Annotated in this window: 5 protein-coding genes and 1 pseudogene; 3 read left to right on the top strand and 3 right to left on the bottom strand. The window is 68.4% G+C overall.

The window, feature by feature from the left end:
* Nucleotides 1-320 precede the first annotated feature (320 nt).
* Nucleotides 321-11,390: a type I polyketide synthase gene (locus G6N66_RS17795; RefSeq protein WP_085233715.1), complete on the top strand. Its 11,070-nt coding sequence runs from the start codon at nt 321-323 to the stop codon at nt 11,388-11,390.
* Nucleotides 11,391-11,448: 58 nt separating this feature from the next.
* On the opposite strand, the gene G6N66_RS17790 is transcribed toward G6N66_RS17795, so the two are convergent.
* Complete coding sequence (locus G6N66_RS17790; RefSeq protein WP_085233716.1) at nt 11,449-12,564, bottom strand: acyl-CoA dehydrogenase family protein; 1,116 nt, start codon at nt 12,562-12,564, stop codon at nt 11,449-11,451.
* A 7-nt stretch (nt 12,565-12,571) separates the two neighbouring features.
* On the bottom strand, nt 12,572-13,729 hold the full coding sequence (locus tag G6N66_RS17785) for an acyl-CoA dehydrogenase family protein (RefSeq protein ID WP_085233717.1): 1,158 nt from the start codon (nt 13,727-13,729) through the stop codon (nt 12,572-12,574).
* A gap of 180 nt (nt 13,730-13,909) precedes the next feature.
* Between G6N66_RS17785 and G6N66_RS17780 the strand changes: the two genes are divergently transcribed.
* Both G6N66_RS17780 and G6N66_RS17775 read left to right on the top strand, forming a co-directional pair.
* Nucleotides 13,910-14,779 carry a ComEA family DNA-binding protein gene (locus tag G6N66_RS17780; protein WP_085233718.1) on the top strand — a complete coding sequence of 290 codons (870 nt, stop codon included), beginning with the start codon at nt 13,910-13,912 and terminating at the stop codon, nt 14,777-14,779.
* Between the two features lie 52 nt (nt 14,780-14,831).
* Nucleotides 14,832-16,316 (top strand): annotated as a pseudogene (locus G6N66_RS17775) (ComEC/Rec2 family competence protein); the annotation flags it as partial.
* Between the two features lie 453 nt (nt 16,317-16,769).
* Here G6N66_RS17775 and G6N66_RS17770 read toward each other — a convergent pair.
* A complete protein-coding gene (locus G6N66_RS17770) occupies nt 16,770-17,567 on the bottom strand; it encodes an SDR family oxidoreductase (protein WP_085233719.1) in 798 nt (265 codons plus the stop codon).
* Between the last annotated feature and the right edge of the window lie 295 nt (nt 17,568-17,862).

The following is a 17,862-nucleotide window of genomic DNA, read 5'->3' as shown; positions in this document are numbered from 1 at the left end:
ATGGCCAGCACACCGGTCCGGCGGGCGGTGACGAGGCAGGGAATGTCACCGGCAATTCTTCCGCGATGAAGCGTCACGAAGCCTACATCCTTGTCATACTGGTCCCCGGAGATGACTCGCCTGCGCAACCGGGCCGACATGTTAGATTCCCCATGGCGTTGGCTGGAGGCAATACACCGGGGGGAGTTCGCCACGTCTCGTCGTGGCGGTGCGCAGTCAACGGCCTCTGACCTGGTTCGGAGTTGGCTTAACCCCGGCGTCGCAAGGCGGGCCTGCCGCGGATCGAATCTTCACCGGCCGAGGCGAGGGAGGACAACAGCATGGCATCCGTCGAAAGCCTGATGGAGCCGGCTTCGGGTTCGGCGGGGTTCGCGATCGTCGGGTACGCGGCGCGTTTTCCGGGCGCCGCGGACGCGGACGAATTCTGGCAGGTACTGGCCGAAGGCCGAGACGCGGTGTCGGAGGTGCCGCCGGACCGCTGGGACGCCGACGAGTTCTTTGACGCGGATCCCGACGCTCCCGGGAAGATGGTGACCCGACGGGCCGGCCTCGTCGATGACGTAACGGGGTTCGACGCACCGTTTTTCGGGATGTCGGCACGCGAGGTCAGGTCGATGGACCCGCAGCACCGGATCTTGCTCGAGACGGCCTGGCGGGCGGTCGAGCATTCGGGTACCGCGCCAACGGCTTTGGCGAACAGCAACACCGGCGTATTCATGGGTTTGTCCACCCATGACTACCTGGGAATGGCGTCGGATGAGCTGACGTACGCCGAGATCGAAGCGTATCTGGCGAGCGGGACCTCGTCCGCCGCGGCCGCGGGCCGGATCAGCTATCGGCTGGGGCTGCAGGGCCCAGCGGTCGCCGTCGACACCGCGTGCAGCTCGTCGCTGGTGGCAATCCATCAAGCGTGCCAGGCGCTGCGTCTGGGCGAATGCGATCTGGCGCTGGCCGGCGGCGTGAACATGCTGCTCACCCCGGCGACGATGATCACGTTCTCCCGGGCGCACATGCTCGCCCCCGACGGGCGGTGCAAGACCTTTGATGCGGCCGCGGACGGCTACGTGCGCGGCGAGGGTTGCGGTGTGATCGTCGTGAAGCGGCTGGCGGACGCGATCCGCGACGGCGACCGGATTCGAGCGGTGATCCGGGGTAGCGCCGTTAACCAGGACGGCGCATCGGGCGGCTTGACGGTGCCGAATGGCGTTGCCCAGCAAAAGGTTATCGCCGCTGCGCTGCAATGCGCCGACGTCGCGCCCGGCGACGTCGGATACCTGGAAGCGCACGGCACCGGCACCTCGCTGGGCGACCCGATCGAGGCTCAGGCCGCAGCGACGGTGTTCGGCGCGGGGCGCGACGCCAACCGGCCGCTGTTGATGGGCTCGGTGAAGACGAATATCGGGCACCTCGAAGCCGCCGCGGGGATCGCGGGCGTGCTCAAGGTGGTCCTCTCGCTCGAGCATCGATTACTGCCGCAGCACTTGCACTTTCGCACTCCGTCGCCGCACATTCCGTGGGATCAGCTCGCGGTGCGGGTTGTCCAGGAACCCACCCCCTGGGAGGCAAACGGTCGGCCCCGCATTGCGGGCGTCAGTTCGTTCGGGTTCTCCGGGACCAACGCGCACGTCGTGCTCGAAGAGGCCCCGGACCAAGCGGTGCGGGCCGCCGCGGCACCGGCCGCGGACGCACGGTTCAGCGTGCTTGCCCTGTCGGCGCGCACGCCCGCCGCGCTGATCACGATCGCCGATCAGTACCGCACCTGGTTGAGCGAGCACCCGGAGGCCACCCTGGCGGACCTGTGCTTCACCGCCGGCGTGGGGCGAGCACACCTTGAGCACCGGGCCGCGCTGGTGGTGAATTCGACGGAATCCGCCCGTGACTTGCTCGGCGCGCTTGCCGACGATCGCCCGACACCTGGTCTGGCGCGCGGCGTGTCCGACGAAGCCCCGAAGACGGCGTGGCTGTTCACCGGCCAGGGCAGCCAGTACGCGGGCATGGCTCGGGAGCTGTTCGACACCGAGCCGGTGTTCGCCGAAACACTGACCCGCTGCGCGGGCGTGCTCGCCGACGTCCTCGAAAAGCCTTTGCTGGACGTCATTTTCGATACGGATAGCCCCGACGCCGAAGAGACGCTGCGGCAGACCGCCTACGCACAGCCCGCGCTGTTCGCGGTGGAGATGGGCCTGGCCCGGCTCTGGCAATCATGGGGCTTCGAACCCGACGTGGTGCTGGGCCACAGCGTCGGCCAGTATTCGGCCGCCTGCGTGGCGGGCGTGTTCGGCCTCGAAGACGGAGCTCTGCTGATGGCCGAGCGCGGTCGCCTGTTTGGCGGTTTGCCCGCAGGTGGCCGGATGGTCGCGGTGTTTACCGCGGCCGAGCGCGTCGAGGCCCTCACCGACGAGTTCCCGAGTCTGTCGGTTGCCGCCTACAACGGCGCTAACACCGTGCTGTCGGGACCCGCGCAGGATCTGGATCAGGCGGTGGTCCGGTTGACGGCCGATGGCGTTCGGTGTGACTGGCTGGACACCAGCCACGCGTTTCACTCGGCGCTGCTGGATCCGATCCTCGACGAATTCGAATCGTTCGCGAACCGGTTCAATTTCGGCCCGCCGCAACAGATTTTAGTGTGCAATCGCACCGGTGCTGCGCTCGGTGCCAGCGCGAGACTCGACGGGTCGTACTGGCGTCGGCACGCGCGCCAACCGGTGGAATTCGCCAAGAGCGTGCGCACCCTTGCCGATCTGGATTGCAAAGTGTTGCTAGAGATCGGCCCGCAACCGGTGCTCACCGCGGCAGCACTGCGGGCGTGGCCCGACCCGGCCTCTGCACCGCGGGCGATCGCGTCGTTGCGTCGCAACAATGCCGATCACCGCCAGATCACCGAAGCCCTCGCCGACGCGTACGTCAGCGGCCACCTGCCCGACTTCGCCGCCGTCGTCGGACCCGCGCGAAAGCTCGATCTGCCGACCTATCCGTTCGAGCACCGTCAGTACTGGTTCCATGAAAACCGCGTCGGGCCCAGCCAGCGCACTAGTCGCCTGCACACCGACGCCGTGCGGCTTCTCGACGACGGCCGGATCGAGGAACTCGCCGCGCTCCTCGACGGCGACAGCGTCAATGAGCGGACCCTAGACGTGCTGACAAGACTTGCCGCACAACATAATCAGCAACGCAAGACGCAATCGATCGCGGAGGACCGTTACGAGATCCGCTGGGCGAAATCCACCGCTAGGGGGAGCTCGGACGCCGACGAGGGATCCGCGTGGCTGCTTTTCGGCGATGACGGCGAGGTAGTCCGGCCGCTCGCCGCCGCGCTGACCGCACGCGGGCACCGGCATCGGATTCTCGGATTGCCAACGTCGGACACCGACGAGGAACGTCTCGAGATCGCGCTGCGCGCCGCGGTGGCGGACGAACCGACGCTACGTATCTTGCACGTCGACGCCCTCGGTAGCGACACCGCACCATCGATGCGCTCGCTCGAGCGGATGCAACAGCGAGTCTTGGGCGGGGCACGGCGGCTCTTCCGCGCCGCGGTGGCCGCCGAACTGCGTCGACCCATTTGGCTGATAACCCGTGGCGCGCAACGAATCACCGACACCGACATGGTGTCACCGGATCAGAGCTGCCTTTGGGGCTTTGGTCGTGCCGCCTCGCTGGAACATCCTCAACTGTGGGGCGGACTGGCCGATCTCGCTGAGGGCACCGCCGACGAATGGTTTCGGTTGATCAACCAGATCGCGGCATCGCGCGACGGCGACATCAGGGAAGACCAAGTCGCGCTGCGTGGTGACGCGGTCTACGTTCCCCGGCTGGCGCGCCGGGTCGGGCAGCCGGGCGCCACACCGTTGGCATTGCGCGCCGACGCAACGTATCTGGTGACCGGGGGACTGGGGGCGCTCGGACTGGAAATCGCCGGATACCTGGCCGCGCACGGCGCCCGCCACCTGGTGCTGACCAGCCGGCGCTCGCCCAGCGCCGCCGCGCAAGCGCGGATCGACGCGCTGCGCGGACAGCGCGGCTGCGAAGTCCGGGTTGCCGCAGCCGATGTCGCCGATGCGCACGACGTCGCCCGCCTGTTAGCCACGATCAAGGCCGAACTGCCGCCGCTGGCCGGCATCGTCCATGCCGCGGGCGAGGTCGGTACCAGCCCGCTGCGTTCCCGTGACCCGGAAGCTCAAGCCGAACTGGACCGCGTGTTCGCCGGGAAGGTTTGGGGTGCTTGGCATTTGAGCGAGGCCACGGCGGATCTGCAACTCGATTTCTTCCTCAGCACGTCCTCGATCGCGTCGGTGTGGGGTGGGTTCGGTCAGAGCGCCTACGGCGCGGCCAACGCCTTCCTCGACGGGCTGGCCTGGCGGCTGCGTGAGCGCGGCGTGTCGGGGGTCAGCGTCAATTTCGGTCCCTGGTCGGCGGGCATGGCCAACGAGGAGGCGCGTTCGCGGCTGGCGCAGCGCGGGATCCGGGCCTTGTCGCCCGTCGACGCACTGGCGGGACTGGCCGATCTGCTGGCGGATTCGTCCGGGCAAGGGGTGGTGGCCCGCATCGACTGGACCCGCTTCCTGCCCCTCTACCAACAGGCGGGGCGGCGGTCGTTCATGGCCGAGTTGGAGCGCGAGGTGCCCGAGTCGGCACCGTCAGTGTCTGGGCCGTCCGGGAAGACACAACTGGTCGAGCAGCTCACCCAGGCGCCGGTGCGGCAGCGTCGGAAAATTCTCGCGGATCATTTGCGCGGCGCGGTGTCGGAGGTGACGCGGGTCGATGCCGCGGAGATCCGTGCGGACGCCGGATTCTTCGATCTCGGCATGGATTCGCTGATGGCCATCGAATTGCGGCGCCGCATCGAGGCGGCCGTGGGCGCGGAGGTGCCGGCGACCCTGGCAATGGACTATCCGCGGCTTTCCGACGTGGTGGATTACCTGCTCGACGACGTCCTCGGGCTCGGCGATCGGGTGTCTGAAGGGACCCCGCTCGCTTCGGCGGTGCGTTCGCCGGCGCCCGGGGGCACCGACGAGCCGATCGCGATCGTGTCGGTCGCGTGCCGTTTTCCCGGAGCGCCGGATCCGGACGCGTTCTGGGAGATGTTGCACGGCGGTGTCGATGCGATCCGGGAGATCCCGGAGGACCGATTCGACGTCGACGAGTTTTACGACCCGGATCCGGAGACTCCGGGCAAGATCTACAGCCGCTTCGGCGGATTCCTCGACGAAATCGACGGATTCGACCCGGAATTCTTCGGGATTTCACCGCGCGAGGCCGTTTGGATCGATCCCCAGCAGCGGCTGATGCTGGAAACGGTGTGGGAGGGCCTGGAAAGGGCCGGCTACGCGCCCTCCGCATTGCGCGGCACCCGAAGCGGCATCTTTGTCGGGGTCGGCACCAATGAGTATTCGCACCTGTTGTCGGCCGACTCGGTCGAGAAGATCGAGCCCCACTTCATCACCGGCAATGCGCTCAATGCCGTGTCGGGCCGGGTGGCCTTTGCGCTCGGGCTAGAAGGTCCGGCGGTGGCGGTGGATACCGCGTGCAGCTCGTCGTTGGTGGCCGTCCATCAGGCCTGCCAGGCATTGCATTCCGGTGACTGCGATTTGGCGTTGGCCGGTGGTGTGAATGTCTTGCTGAGTCCGGTATCGATCATCGCCGCTTCGCGCGCCAGGATGCTGTCCCCGGTGGGGCGATGCAAGACCTTCGACGCCTCCGCCGACGGCTATGTGCGCAGCGAGGGCTGCGGGATTCTGGTGCTCAAGAGGCTGAGCGATGCGACCCGCGACGGCGATCGGATTTGCGCGGTCATCCCGGCCAGCGCGGTGAACCAAGACGGCGCCTCCAGCGGTCTGACGGTGCCCAATGGGGGTGCGCAGCAACGGCTTATCGCCACGGCACTGGCGCGCGCCGGCCTCACCGGCGGTGACATTGACTACCTCGAGGCGCACGGGACGGGCACCTCGCTGGGTGACCCGATCGAGGTGCAGGCCGCCGGCGCCGTCTATGGTGGCGCTCGCGACGCGGACCGGCCGCTGTTGATCGGGTCGGTGAAAACGAACATCGGCCACCTGGAGTCCGCGTCGGGCGTCGCCGGGCTGATCAAGGTCGTGTTGTCGCTGCAACACGAGATGCTGCCGCCCAGCCTGCATTTCGAGACACCCTCGCCGCACATCCCGTGGGACTCGCTGCCGGTGCGGGTTGTGGACAGGCCGATTCCGTGGCAAACCAACGGCAGGCCGCGCCGCGCCGGCGTCAGTTCCTTCGGTTTCACCGGCACAAACGCGCACGTGCTGATCGAGGAGGCCCCGCAGCCGGCGGCGACCGCCGACGAATACTCGACGGGCGCCGGTCAAATGGGTGCGGCCGCGGAGTGCGACGCTCCGGATGAGTTGGTCGGCGTACTCCCGCTGTCCGCACGGTCACCACAGGCGCTGGTGGCATTGGCGGAGCGATATGGGGAATGGTTGAACGCCCACCCCAAGATTGACGTCGCCGACGTGTGCTTCACGGCTTGGTCCGGGCGTTCGCATTTCGAATACCGGGCCGCGCTGGTGGTGGATTCGGTTCAGGGGGCCCGCGAGGCGCTGGCCGACCTGGCCGAGAACCGGATGCGACCGGGCGTGGTGCGTGGCGAATGCACGGACCGCCCGACAACGGCGTGGTTATTCACCGGGCAAGGCAGCCAGTACCCGGGAATGGCGCGCGAATTGTTCGACGCAGAGCCGGTTTTCGCGGAAACGCTGACGCGCTGTGCGGACGCCGTCGATCCGATCTTGTCCCGCCCGTTGCTCGAGGTGCTGTTCGCCACCGAACGCGGTGGTGAAGCCGGAGAGACGTTACGGTACACGTCGTTTGCGCAACCTGCGCTGTTCGCCGTGGAAATGGGCTTGGCCCGGCTGTGGCAGTCGTGGGGCGTCCAGCCCGACGTCGTACTGGGGCACAGCGTCGGCCAATACGCGGCGGCCTGTCTGGCGGGGGTCTTCAGCATCGAGGACGGGGCGCGGCTGATGGCCGAGCGCGGCAGGTTGTTTGGCAGCCTGCCCGACGGTGGGCGCATGGTCGCGGTGTTCGCCGACGCCAAGTATGTCGAGGAGATCGCCGGCCAGTTCCCCCGGGTGTCGGTCGCCGCCTACAACGGACCCAACACGGTGTTGTCCGGTCCCGGCGCCGACTTAGAACAGATCTTCGGCACGTGTGGCAGCGACGGGATCCGGTGCAGCTGGCTAGAGACCAGCCACGCCTTCCACTCGGAGTTGCTGGAGCCGGTCCTCGGTGAATTCGAGTCTTACGCAACGCAGTTGCAATACGCCGCGCCACGGTTGCCGCTGGTCTGCAACCGCACCGGCACCGTGCTCACGCCGGAAACCCCACTGGACGCGCAATATTGGCGGCGGCATTCCCGCCAGCCGGTGCAGTTCGCCGAAAGCGTACGCACCGTGGCGGCGCTGGGTTGCTCGGTGTTGATGGAGATCGGTCCGCAACCGGTGCTGACCGGGGCCGCGGTGCAGGTCTGGCCGGAACACCTGCCCGCGCCGCGTGCGATCGTGTCCCTGCGCAAGGGCGTCGGGGACCGGCGCCAGATCGCCGAGGCCCTGGCCGCGACGTACGTCAGCGGCCATCGGCCCACGCTGGCCGCGCTGCACCGTCAGTCTCGCCGCAGACTCGAGCTGCCCACCTATCCCTTCCAGCGTCGTCGCTTCTGGCCCAAGACTTCCGGAATCGCCGGCATCGATGGTCAAGGCGTATCCGTATCCGGAATCCTGGGCAGCGCAAAAGAACTCGCCTCCGGCGACTCCGTCTACACCAGTCGGTTGTCGGTCAAGTCCCAGCCGTGGCTTTCCGATCACGTCATCTATGGCACCGTTGTCGTTCCGGGTGCGACGTATGCGATGATGGCGCTGGCCGCCGTCGGGGCCCCGGGTCGCGTGCAAAACGTCTATTTCTACGAGCCGATCATCCTGCCCGACAAGGCCTCTCGAGAGGTGCAGCTGTCTCTGCATCCGCTTCCGGAGGGTGGCGGCTGGAAGTTCCAGGTGCATAGCCGACCGTACGGCGTTGCTGATGCCGCATGGGCGCTGAACGCGGACGGCACCGTCGTGTCCGGTGTCGCCGATGTCACTGCCGAGGCGGCGCCGGCGGCGGATCCCGCGGACTCGATCGAAGCGGCGATCGAGCGGTCCGAGCGCCGCCGCCCGCAGGAGTTGTTCGAGACCATGGCCGAAAACGAGTTGGCTTGGGGCCCAACCTGGGCCACATCCCTGAAGTCGTTGTGGGTCGGCGAGCACGAGTCGGTCGGCGATCTCAGCGTCGGCGACGAACTAGCCGAACACCTCGGAACCGAGCCGATGCACCCGGTGCTGCTCGATCTGTGCACCGGGATCGTCTTCCCGGCCTTCCCCGCGCTTACCGCGATGGAACAGGGCATGAACGATCTCTTGCTGCCGTTGCGGTACAAGCAGGTGGAGCTGCGGGAGAAGATTCCTCGGCGATTTTATGCCCACGGTCGGTGGCGGGCCAGCGCCCTCGACAGCGAAACGCAGGTCTTCGACATCGATTTCGTCGATCGGGATGGCCGCCGGCTGGGCGGAATCACCGAATTCACGGTCAAACGCGCGCCGCGGGAAGCGTTGTTGCGCGGGCTCGGTGGCGATGCCACCCGGCTGCTCTATACCCTCGGCTGGCACGAGCTGCCGCCCGTGCCGTCGAGCGATGATATCGACGACGCCGAAAAGCCAAGCAGTGCTTGGCTGGTCGCGGGATTCGACGAACTGGCGACCGAACTGCCGGGCGGTGTCGCTTTCGACCGGGCCTCACCTTCGGTGAATCTGGGACAGCTGTTGGCACAGGCTCACGAAAGCGGCAACCCCTTCACCGGGATCGTCTGGCGCAGCTGCGGTCCGGCTGTAGACGAGTCGAGCGCCGAATCCGCCGCGCGGCTGGAAGCCGAAATCGGCCATCTGCTCGGCGCGGTGCACACCCTGCAGGCCGTCGATGACGCGGCGTCGGTCAAACTTCCCGACGGCCTGTGGATCATCACCGAACGCGCCATAGCGACCGAATCCGGCGAGCCGGTCGACCCGGTCCAGGCCGCCCTGTGGGGACTCGGGCGCACCATCGTCAACGAGGAACCGGCCCTGCGCTGCCGGCTGGTCGATTGCGACGGATCCGAGCAGGCCGTGCACTCGCTGGCCGGCCTGCTGGGCGCACCCCTCGAGGAACCCGAAGTCGCACTGCGGCAAGGGAAGCTCCTGGCGTCGCGGCTACTGCCATGGGCGCGCGGTGGCCATCTCACGGTGCCGCGCGCCACCGATTACGTCCTGATGCCCACCGAACGCGGCGCGATCGACAACCTGCGTCTCCTCGAGGCGGAGGTGGCGCCGCCGGCCGAGGGCCTGGTGCAGGTCCGGGTGCAGGCCGGCGGGTTGAACTTCCGGGAGGTGCTCAATGTGCTGGGCCTCTACCCGGGCGATCCGGGCCCGCTCGGCGGGGACTTCGCCGGCGTCGTCACCCAACTGGGTCCGGGCGTTACCGGATTCGAGGTCGGCCAGCGCGTGTACGGCTTCATGCAGGGCGCGTTCGCCAGCCGGTTCAATGTGCCCGTCCAGTTGCTGGCGCCGCTGCCCGACGGGCTGAGCGCGGTCGCGGCGGCCACCATTCCCGCCGCGGCACTCACCACTCGGCTCGCGTTCGACTGGGCGCAGCTACGGCCCGGTGATCGGGTTCTCATTCACGCCGCCAGCGGTGGCGTGGGATTGGCCGCCATCCAGATGGCACATCAGCATGGTGCCACCGTCTTCGCCACCGCCAGCACCTACAAGCGCGCGACGCTACACAAGCTCGGTGTGGAGTACGTCTACGATTCGCGCACTACGGATTTCGCCGACCAGATCCTCGCCGACACCGACGGCGCCGGCGTCGACGTCGTGCTGAACAGCCTCACCAACGAAGGCTTCATCGAGGCGACCGTGCGCGCCACCGCGCGCAACGGCCGGTTCGTCGAGATCGCCAAGCGAGACATCTGGACGCGCGAGCAGATGGCGGCCGTCCGTCCCGACATCGCCTACGAGATCGTCGCATTGGACATGACGAGCATGCTCGACCCCGACCGCATCCGTGGGTTGCTCGATGAGGTGTCCGACGGGTTGGCCACCGGGGAGTGGACGCCACTGCCCGTCGAGATTTATCCGCTGACCGAGGCGAAGACGGCGTTTCGTCGCATGCAGCAAGCGCGGCACATCGGGAAGATCGTGCTGCAGATGCCGGACCCACTGCAGCCGCGCGGCGATCGGAGCTATCTGATCACCGGTGGGCTCGGTGCGATCGGTCTGCACACGGCCGCCTATCTGGCGCAGCTCGGTGCGGGTGACATTGTGCTGACCAGCCGGCGCTCGCCCGATGCCGTTGCGCGACGGACAATCGAGGACATCACCGAGCGCTACCGGTGCCGAATCCACAGCTTCGCGGCCGATGTCGGCGACGAGTCGCAGGCGGAAAGGCTGCTGGAGCGGATCCGCGCGGAGTTGCCGCCGCTGGGCGGAGTGGTGCATTTGGCGGGCGTCCTCGACGACGCGCTGTTGTCCCAGCAGACCCCGGACCGATTCCGTACGACGTTGGCGCCCAAGGCGTTCGGTGCCTGTCACTTGGACCGGTTGACGCGGAACGACGACCTCGAGTTCTTCATCGTCTCGTCTTCGGTGTCCAGCTTGCTCGGTTCCCCCGGCCAGGCCAACTACTCGACGGCCAACGCGCTGCTCGACGGGCTGGTTGCGGAACGAAAGGCGCGCGGTTTGCCGGCAACCGGGATCAACTTCGGTCCCTGGGCTCAGGGCGGCATGGCCTCCTCGGAGGCCGCACTCGCCAATATCGGTGCGCAAGGCCTCATTCCGCTGGAACCGACGGCCGCGCTGAACGCGCTCGGAGAGGTGGTCGCCAACGGAGCCGGGCAGGCCACCGTGCTCAAGGCCAACTGGCAGCGTGCCGCCAAGATGCTGGGCAGCACTCGTCCGCCGATCCTCGACCTCGTTTTGCCCAGCGCGGTCGGCGACGCGACCGGCGACAGTGAGTTGCTCAAGCAGCTCCAGGAGGTGCCCGCGGCGCAGCGCGCCCGTTTCCTGACCGAATTCCTGCAGCGCGAAGTGCAGGGCTTCCTGCGGCTTGCGCAACCGCCCGCGGCAAGCAGTCGGTTCTTGGACCTGGGGACGGATTCGCTGATGGCGGTCGAACTCCGCAACCGGTTACACAGCCAGTTCGGCGGGGCGTTCACGATCAGCGCCACCGCGGTGTTCGACTATCCGACGATCGGGGGCCTGGCCGAGTATCTGGCCGGCCAGTTGCCGGAAATGGTTTCGCAGCAGGGCGCGCGGTCCGACAACGCGGAAGCCGCCGCCGCACCCGAGCCGGTGTGATCGGTCGCCGATGTCGAATCCGGCAAGCCTTCGTTGCCGGTGCGTATGCGAGGCCGAACTAGATGCGAACTAGCTCGTAGTCGCCGATGTGCTCGATCAGGTTGTGCAGGTGGTCGCCCGAGGTGCCCAGGGTGTTCTCGATCGCGGTGAGCCTGGCCGCGTAGTGGCTGACGGGATATTCCGCGGTCACACCGATCCCGCCGTGCATCTGGATCGACTCCTGCGCGATGTGCCGGCCCGAGCGGCCGATCTGCAGCTTTGCCCGCGACGCGATCATCGGGTCGAGGTTGCCGTCGGCGATCGACATCGCGGCGTAAAGGCTCATGCTGCGGGCCAATTCCAGCGAGACGTACATGTCGGCGGCCCGCTGGGTGAGCGCCTGGAACTTGCTCAGGGTGACGCCAAACTGCTTGCGGGTCTTGAGGTAATCGGTGGTCAGGCGCAGGGCTTCCTCCATGGCCCCGACCGCCTCGGAGCACAACGCCGACTGCACGCGGATGAGCGCGTCGCGGATGTGCCCGGTCGCATCGACCGCATCGCCGAGGGGTTGGGCGGGGGCGGAATCCAGGTCGATCTGGGCGCCGCGCTGGCCGTCGAACGTTCGGTAGCCGCGCCGGCTCACAGCGTTTGTCTGGGCGGCGTCCACCAGGAACAACCCGGTGCCACCGTCGGGCAACGCGGCGCTGACGACCAGGGTTTCGGCGCTGTCGCCGGCCAAAACCGGATTCTTGCGTCCGGTCAGCGTCCACGAATCGCCTTGCCGCGCAGCTCGAGTGGAGGTTTCCGCGGTCGGCTTGCGGTGGCCCGGCTCCAGATGCGCGAAGGCCAGCAGATGCTGGCCGGCCGCGACATCGTCGAGAAGTTGTTTCTGCTCATCGGTGCCCAGTTGGGCGATCAGCGCGCCGGGCGCAAGCGCGGCGTGCAGGATCGGCTCGGGCGCCAACCGGCGGCCAACCTCGGTGAGCACCAGCGCGATCTCGAGCTGACCCGACTCGTCCTGATCGAATCCGAGACCGAGAATGCCGGTATCGGCGAGCTGGCTCCAAACCTCGCGGCTCCAGCCGAGATCGGAGCCGATCACCTTGATGCGGCTTTCCGGGTCGTAGCTGCGTGACAGCAGGTCGCGAGTGGTGTCGCGGAGCAGGGTCTGCTCGTCGCTCAACTGAAAGTCCATGGCTGCCTCACAATCCCAAAATGGTGGACGCGATGATGTTGCGTTGCACTTCGCTGCTGCCGCCGTAAATCGACGCCTTGCGCCAGTTGAGATAGCGCGGTGCGCTGCTCTGTGCCCAGTCCGGGGACGCAATGTCGTCCCCGTCGGCGGGCAACGCGTCCGGCCCGGCCACCTCGACCAACAATTCGGTGGCCACCTGCTGCAACTGACTCCCGCGCAGCTTGAGCACCGACGACGCCGGGTTGGCCTCGCCGCCCGAGGAATCGGAGACCACCCGGGCCTGCGTGAGTTCCAATGCCAGCAGCTCGTTTTCGGCCTCGGCGAGCCGGGCCGCGAACAGCGGGTCGTCGAGGATCCCGGTCTCCGCGGCCTGCTTTTTCACCTCGGCGAGGCGCACCTTGGTCCGTCCCACCCCGGCGATGCCGGTGCGCTCGTTGCCGAGCAGGAATTTAGCGTACGTCCAACCCTGATTCTCTTGTCCGACAAGCTGATTGGCGGGCACGCGAACATCGGAGAAGAACAACTCGTTGATCTCCGCGCCGCCGTCGATCGTCTTGATCGGCCGCAGCGTGATGCCCGGGGTCTTCATGTCGAAGAGCAGAAACGAAATCCCGGCCTGGCGCTTGGGCGCCTGCGGGTCGGTGCGCACCAGACAGAAGATCCAGTCCGCCCACTGCGCCAGCGTCGTCCAGGTCTTCTGGCCGTTGACGACGTACTCGTCGCCGTCACGGACCGCGGTGGTGCGTAGTGACGCCAGGTCGGAGCCGGCCTCCGGCTCGGAGAACCCCTGGCACCACCAGATGTCGAGGTTGGCCGTCGCCGGCAGGAATCGCTCCTTGACCTCCTGCGAGCCGAACTCGGCGATTACCGGGCCGACCATCTTGGTGTTGAAGTTCAGCGGCTCGGGCACACACGCCAATTGCATCTCGTCGGACCAGATCTGGTGCTGGGTGGGTGTCCAGTCCTTGCCGCCCCATTCGATCGGCCAGTTCGGCACCGCCAGGCCGTGTTCGTTCAAAATTCGCTGCGTCGTGACGACCTCGTCCTTGGTCAGCGACGAGGCGTGACGCACCCGCTGGCGGATGTCTTCGGGAATCTTGGTGGTGTAGAAGCTGCGAAGCTCGTCGCGGAATGCGGCTTCGTCTGCTGTGAGTGCCAATTGCATGGCAGCCTCCTTGTCCTGGGGAGGTGTTTTGCTAAGTCTCGCGGTTCTCCTGCACGTTAAGCTGCTGCCGCCGCCGCACGCCAACCGGGTCTATCCACAGGTTCGAATCGATCCACAGCCCGCCGCCGCGCCGCCGCCGGCGGCGGCCGCCCTGACGGGTCTGCGACCTACCGTCGGCGCATGCGAACAGAACTGCCCGCCGAGCGACTGCATCGACGGCTGGATGCCGACCCGGACACCCCGGACACAGATCCGGACACAGAACCGGACCTAGAACAGGGCTCGGCGGCCGACGAGGACCAGAACTCGCTGTTGCCGCGCTGGCTTCCGGACGCGTCCCAGCGCGGCGGTTGGCTCGCCAGGGTGCGTGCCGATCCGGGCCGCGCCGGGGCCGTCGCCTTGGCGGCAATCGCCGCACTGGCGGTGCTGATCACGGTGTTGACCCTGGTGCGCGACCGGCCGGCGCCGGTGAGGTCGGCCAAGCTCCCTCCGGTGGAGCGGGCCGCGTCGGCAAGCCCCAGGTCATCGTCGAGTCCCGGGCAGCCGGCCAGCCCGGATCGACCCGTGGTGGTCAGCGTGGTCGGGCTGGTGCACGCCCCCGGGCTGGTCACCCTGTCGCCCGGCGCCCGGATCGCCGACGCGGTGCAGGCGGCGGGCGGTGCGGTGGACGGTGCGGACACCATCGGGCTGAATATGGCCCGCCCGGTCGGCGACGGCGAGCAGATCGTGGTCGGGCTCGCGCCCGTTTCGGGACAGCCGGCGGTGCTGGGCAGCTCGGTGAGCTCGGGCTCGGCGCCGGCATCCGGCAGCCCGCCCGGGTCTGGCCCGGCGCCGGGATCGACAAAGCCCAAGGGCGGGGAAGTGGTCGACCTGAACACCGCGACCGTCGAGCAGCTGGACGCGCTGCCCGGAGTCGGTCCGGTCACGGCGACCGCCATCGTGGCGTGGCGGCAGGCCCACGGCAGGTTCACCAGCGTCGATCAGCTCGCCGACGTCGACGGCATCGGCCCGGCTCGCCTGGACAAGCTGCGCGCACTGGTGCGTGTCTGAGACCGGCGCGTCCCTTGATCTGCGCCTGGTGCCGGCCGCGCTCACCAGTTGGATGGTGACGGCCGCCGGCGCGGTGTGGCCGGTCGGTCGGGTGTGCGCGTTGTGCTGCTGCACGCTGGCCGCGGTCTCGGGCGTGGTGCTGTGGCGCGCGGCGCGCCGGCACGGTCGCGGCGCGCGGCTTCGGTCGATCTGCGCCGGACTGGTGGCCATCGGTGTGGTGGGCGCGGGGTTCGGGCTCGCGGTCGCGCTGCGCGCCGATGCCGTGAGCCACCATCCGATCACCGCGGCGTTCGGGGCGGCCGTTCCGGTGACGGTCTCGCCCAGCGAGACCGCGTTGTCGCTGGGGCGCGGCCGGGTGATGTTTCGGGCCACCCTGCAGGCGCTGCGTGACGACGAAAGCTCCGGGCGGGTAGTCGTTTTCGCGCGGGCATCGGACTTCGATTCGCAGGACGGCGCGATCATGGTCGGCCGGCCGATGCGATTCACCGCGCGGATCAGCCGCCCGACCCGCCACGACCTGACGGTCGCGGTGCTCAACATGACGGGCCGGCCGACCGTTGGCCGGGCAAGCGCGGTGCAGCGGGCCGCCCAGGGCGTCCGTAGCCGGTTCGTCGCCGCGGTTCGTGGCGTGTTGCCGCCCGATCAGGCCGCGATGTTGCCCGCCTTGGTTCTGGGCGACACCTCGGCGGTGACCGCCGCAACCGGCCGCGACTTTCGCGCCGCCGGCCTGACGCACTTGACCGCGGTGTCGGGCGCCAACGTCACCATCGTGTGCGGCGCGGTGCTGTTGTCCGCCCGGCTGCTGGGCCCTCGGCTGGCCGTGCCGCTGGCCGCGTCGGCTCTGGTGGGCTTTGTCATCGTGGTCCAGCCGACGGCCAGCGTGCTGCGGGCGGCCGTGATGGGTGCCATCGCGTTGGCCGGGATCGTGTCGTCGCGGCGGCGGCAAGCGATCCCGGCTCTGGCCGCCACCGTGTTGGTGTTGATGGCCACCGCGCCGCAACTGGCTGTCGATGTGGGGTTCGCGCTGTCGGTGTTGGCGACGGCCGCGCTGATCGTCGTCGCGCCGGTCTGGTCACGGCGCCTGGTCGGGCGCGGCTGGCCCAAGCCGTTGGCGGATGCGCTCGCCGTGGCCTGGGCGGCGCACGTGGTGACCGTTCCGCTGGTCGCCGGCATCTCGGGTCGGGTCAGCTTGGTCGGCGCGCTCGCCAATCTCGCGGTGGCCGCGGTGATCGCGCCGATCACCGTGTTGGGCAGCGCGGCGGCGGTGGTGTGTCTGCTGTGGCCGGCCGTGGCGCAGTTGTTGATCCGGTTCACCGGGCCCGAGCTCTGGTGGGTGTTGCGGGTGGCGCACTGGGCGGCCGGGATGCCCGGCGCGACGGTGGCCGTGCCGGCCGGCCTGCCGGGCGTCGTGCTGGTCGGTGCCACCGCGCTGCTCGTGGTGGTGCTGTGCCGATGGCGGTGGTTTCGCGCCGCGACGGGACTGGCCGCCGTGGTCGGTGCCACCAGCCTGCTGGCCTGGTCGCTGTCGGGACTAGTGGTGGCAGCCCAGGACACTGGTGCGGGCTTCGGGCGGGGACATGCCCCGGTGCTCATCGCCAGGCATCTCGCCGGGCCGAAAGGGCAAGTAGCGCAAGGGGAAGCACGATACCGATGCCTAGGACGACGGCCTGACCCGCCGCGTCGGCCGGCGGAAAATGCGTCAAATGCGTGGCGTGGAAGACGAAATGGGGCACGCCGAACATCAGGCAGGCGGCCAGGGCGGTGCGCACGAGCAGGACCTGCATGCTGACGGCGGCCACCACCAGCACCAGCACCGTCGCCAATGTCAGCGCGCCGATATCGGTCATGAGGTGTTCGTTGTAGGGCGGCAGCCGCGCCACCCAGGGACCGTGGTCGAAGAACACCTTGGGCAGGAACAACTGCACCACACCGCCCAGACCGTAACTGACGGCCAGCAGGACCAAACCCGCCCGCAGCCAGCGCCGTGCGCTCATGAGAGTTGTCCCCGATAGGACAGGCCGCCAGGTTTGCGGCACGCGGCGAGGTAGGCCTCGAACGTGATTGCCCCGGCCCGCTGCTCGGGCACCAGATTGGCACCGGCCCGCAACCCGCGGCCGACGCGGCCCGGCACCCGCACCGTGGCGACCAGCCGTCGCCGACCCGTGATCTCGAGGTAGGTGCGGGCCAGCTCGCGTGCCGAAAGCACTTGCGGCCCACCCATATCCGCCGCTCGACCCGCCGGTTCACCCATGGCCAATTCGACCAGTCGCTCGGCGACATCGCGCACATCGACCGGTTGAAAGGAACATCCCGGCACCAGCATGAGCGGCATGGTGGCCGCCGCCGCCAGCATTTCCCGCACCAAATCGTGGAACTGGGTGGCACGCAGGATCGTGTACGGCAGACCGGATCGTGCGAACACGTCTTCGGCCGCCAGCTTGTCTCGGTAGTAGCTGAGGGCTATCCGGTCGATCCCCACAATCGAGACATAGACGACATGCGGGCAGCCCGCCCGCCGCGCGGCGGCGGCCAGCGTCTGAGCATGCACCGCGTCCCTGGCCCCTCGCATCGCGGTCGCACAGTGCACGATCCCGCTCGCTCCGGCCAGCGCCGCGTCAAGCCCGCCGCCGGTGTCCAGGTCGACCGTCGCCCACTGCACGCCCGGTGAGGATGTCGGCTTCGGGCGGCGGCTAAGCAGCCGCACCGGCGTTCCCATCTCGGCCAGCCGCGCGACCACCGTGCGCCCAAGCAGTCCCGTGCCACCGGTCACCGCGATCAGTTCACCCATCGATCCGCACCTCCGCTCTACGAGAAGAGACCCGAGCGAGGCCCCGAATGTGACAACTGGCGGGCCGCGTCCGCACCGACCCGATGCAGCCGCAGGAACGCATCCTGAACCACCTCCTCGGCTCCACCGCCGAAGCCAGCATCCGATATCCGAAAAGCTGGTGGCGCTGCTGCTCGAACTGAACACCGGGCGGATCGCGCGACGTCATGCCGTCAGTCTGCCCCGCGAGAGTCACCAGTCTGGCCCGCGACGACTCGTCGCCCCGCCATGACACCATCGTGGGGTGAGCGATGCT

Origin of the sequence: Mycobacterium conspicuum, from assembly GCF_010730195.1 — a bacterium.
In the GTDB taxonomy this organism is placed as follows: domain Bacteria; phylum Actinomycetota; class Actinomycetes; order Mycobacteriales; family Mycobacteriaceae; genus Mycobacterium; species Mycobacterium conspicuum.
This window is presented reverse-complemented; position numbering and strand designations above follow the sequence as displayed.

Coding starts and splice junctions, on each gene's coding strand:
- G6N66_RS17795 (WP_085233715.1), top strand. CDS start 321: ATGGCATCCGTCGAAAGCCTGATGGAGCCGGCTTCGGGTTCGGCGGGG.
- G6N66_RS17780 (WP_085233718.1), top strand. CDS start 13,910: ATGCGAACAGAACTGCCCGCCGAGCGACTGCATCGACGGCTGGATGCC.
- G6N66_RS17790 (WP_085233716.1), bottom strand. CDS start 12,564: ATGGACTTTCAGTTGAGCGACGAGCAGACCCTGCTCCGCGACACCACT.
- G6N66_RS17770 (WP_085233719.1), bottom strand. CDS start 17,567: ATGGGTGAACTGATCGCGGTGACCGGTGGCACGGGACTGCTTGGGCGC.
- G6N66_RS17785 (WP_085233717.1), bottom strand. CDS start 13,729: ATGCAATTGGCACTCACAGCAGACGAAGCCGCATTCCGCGACGAGCTT.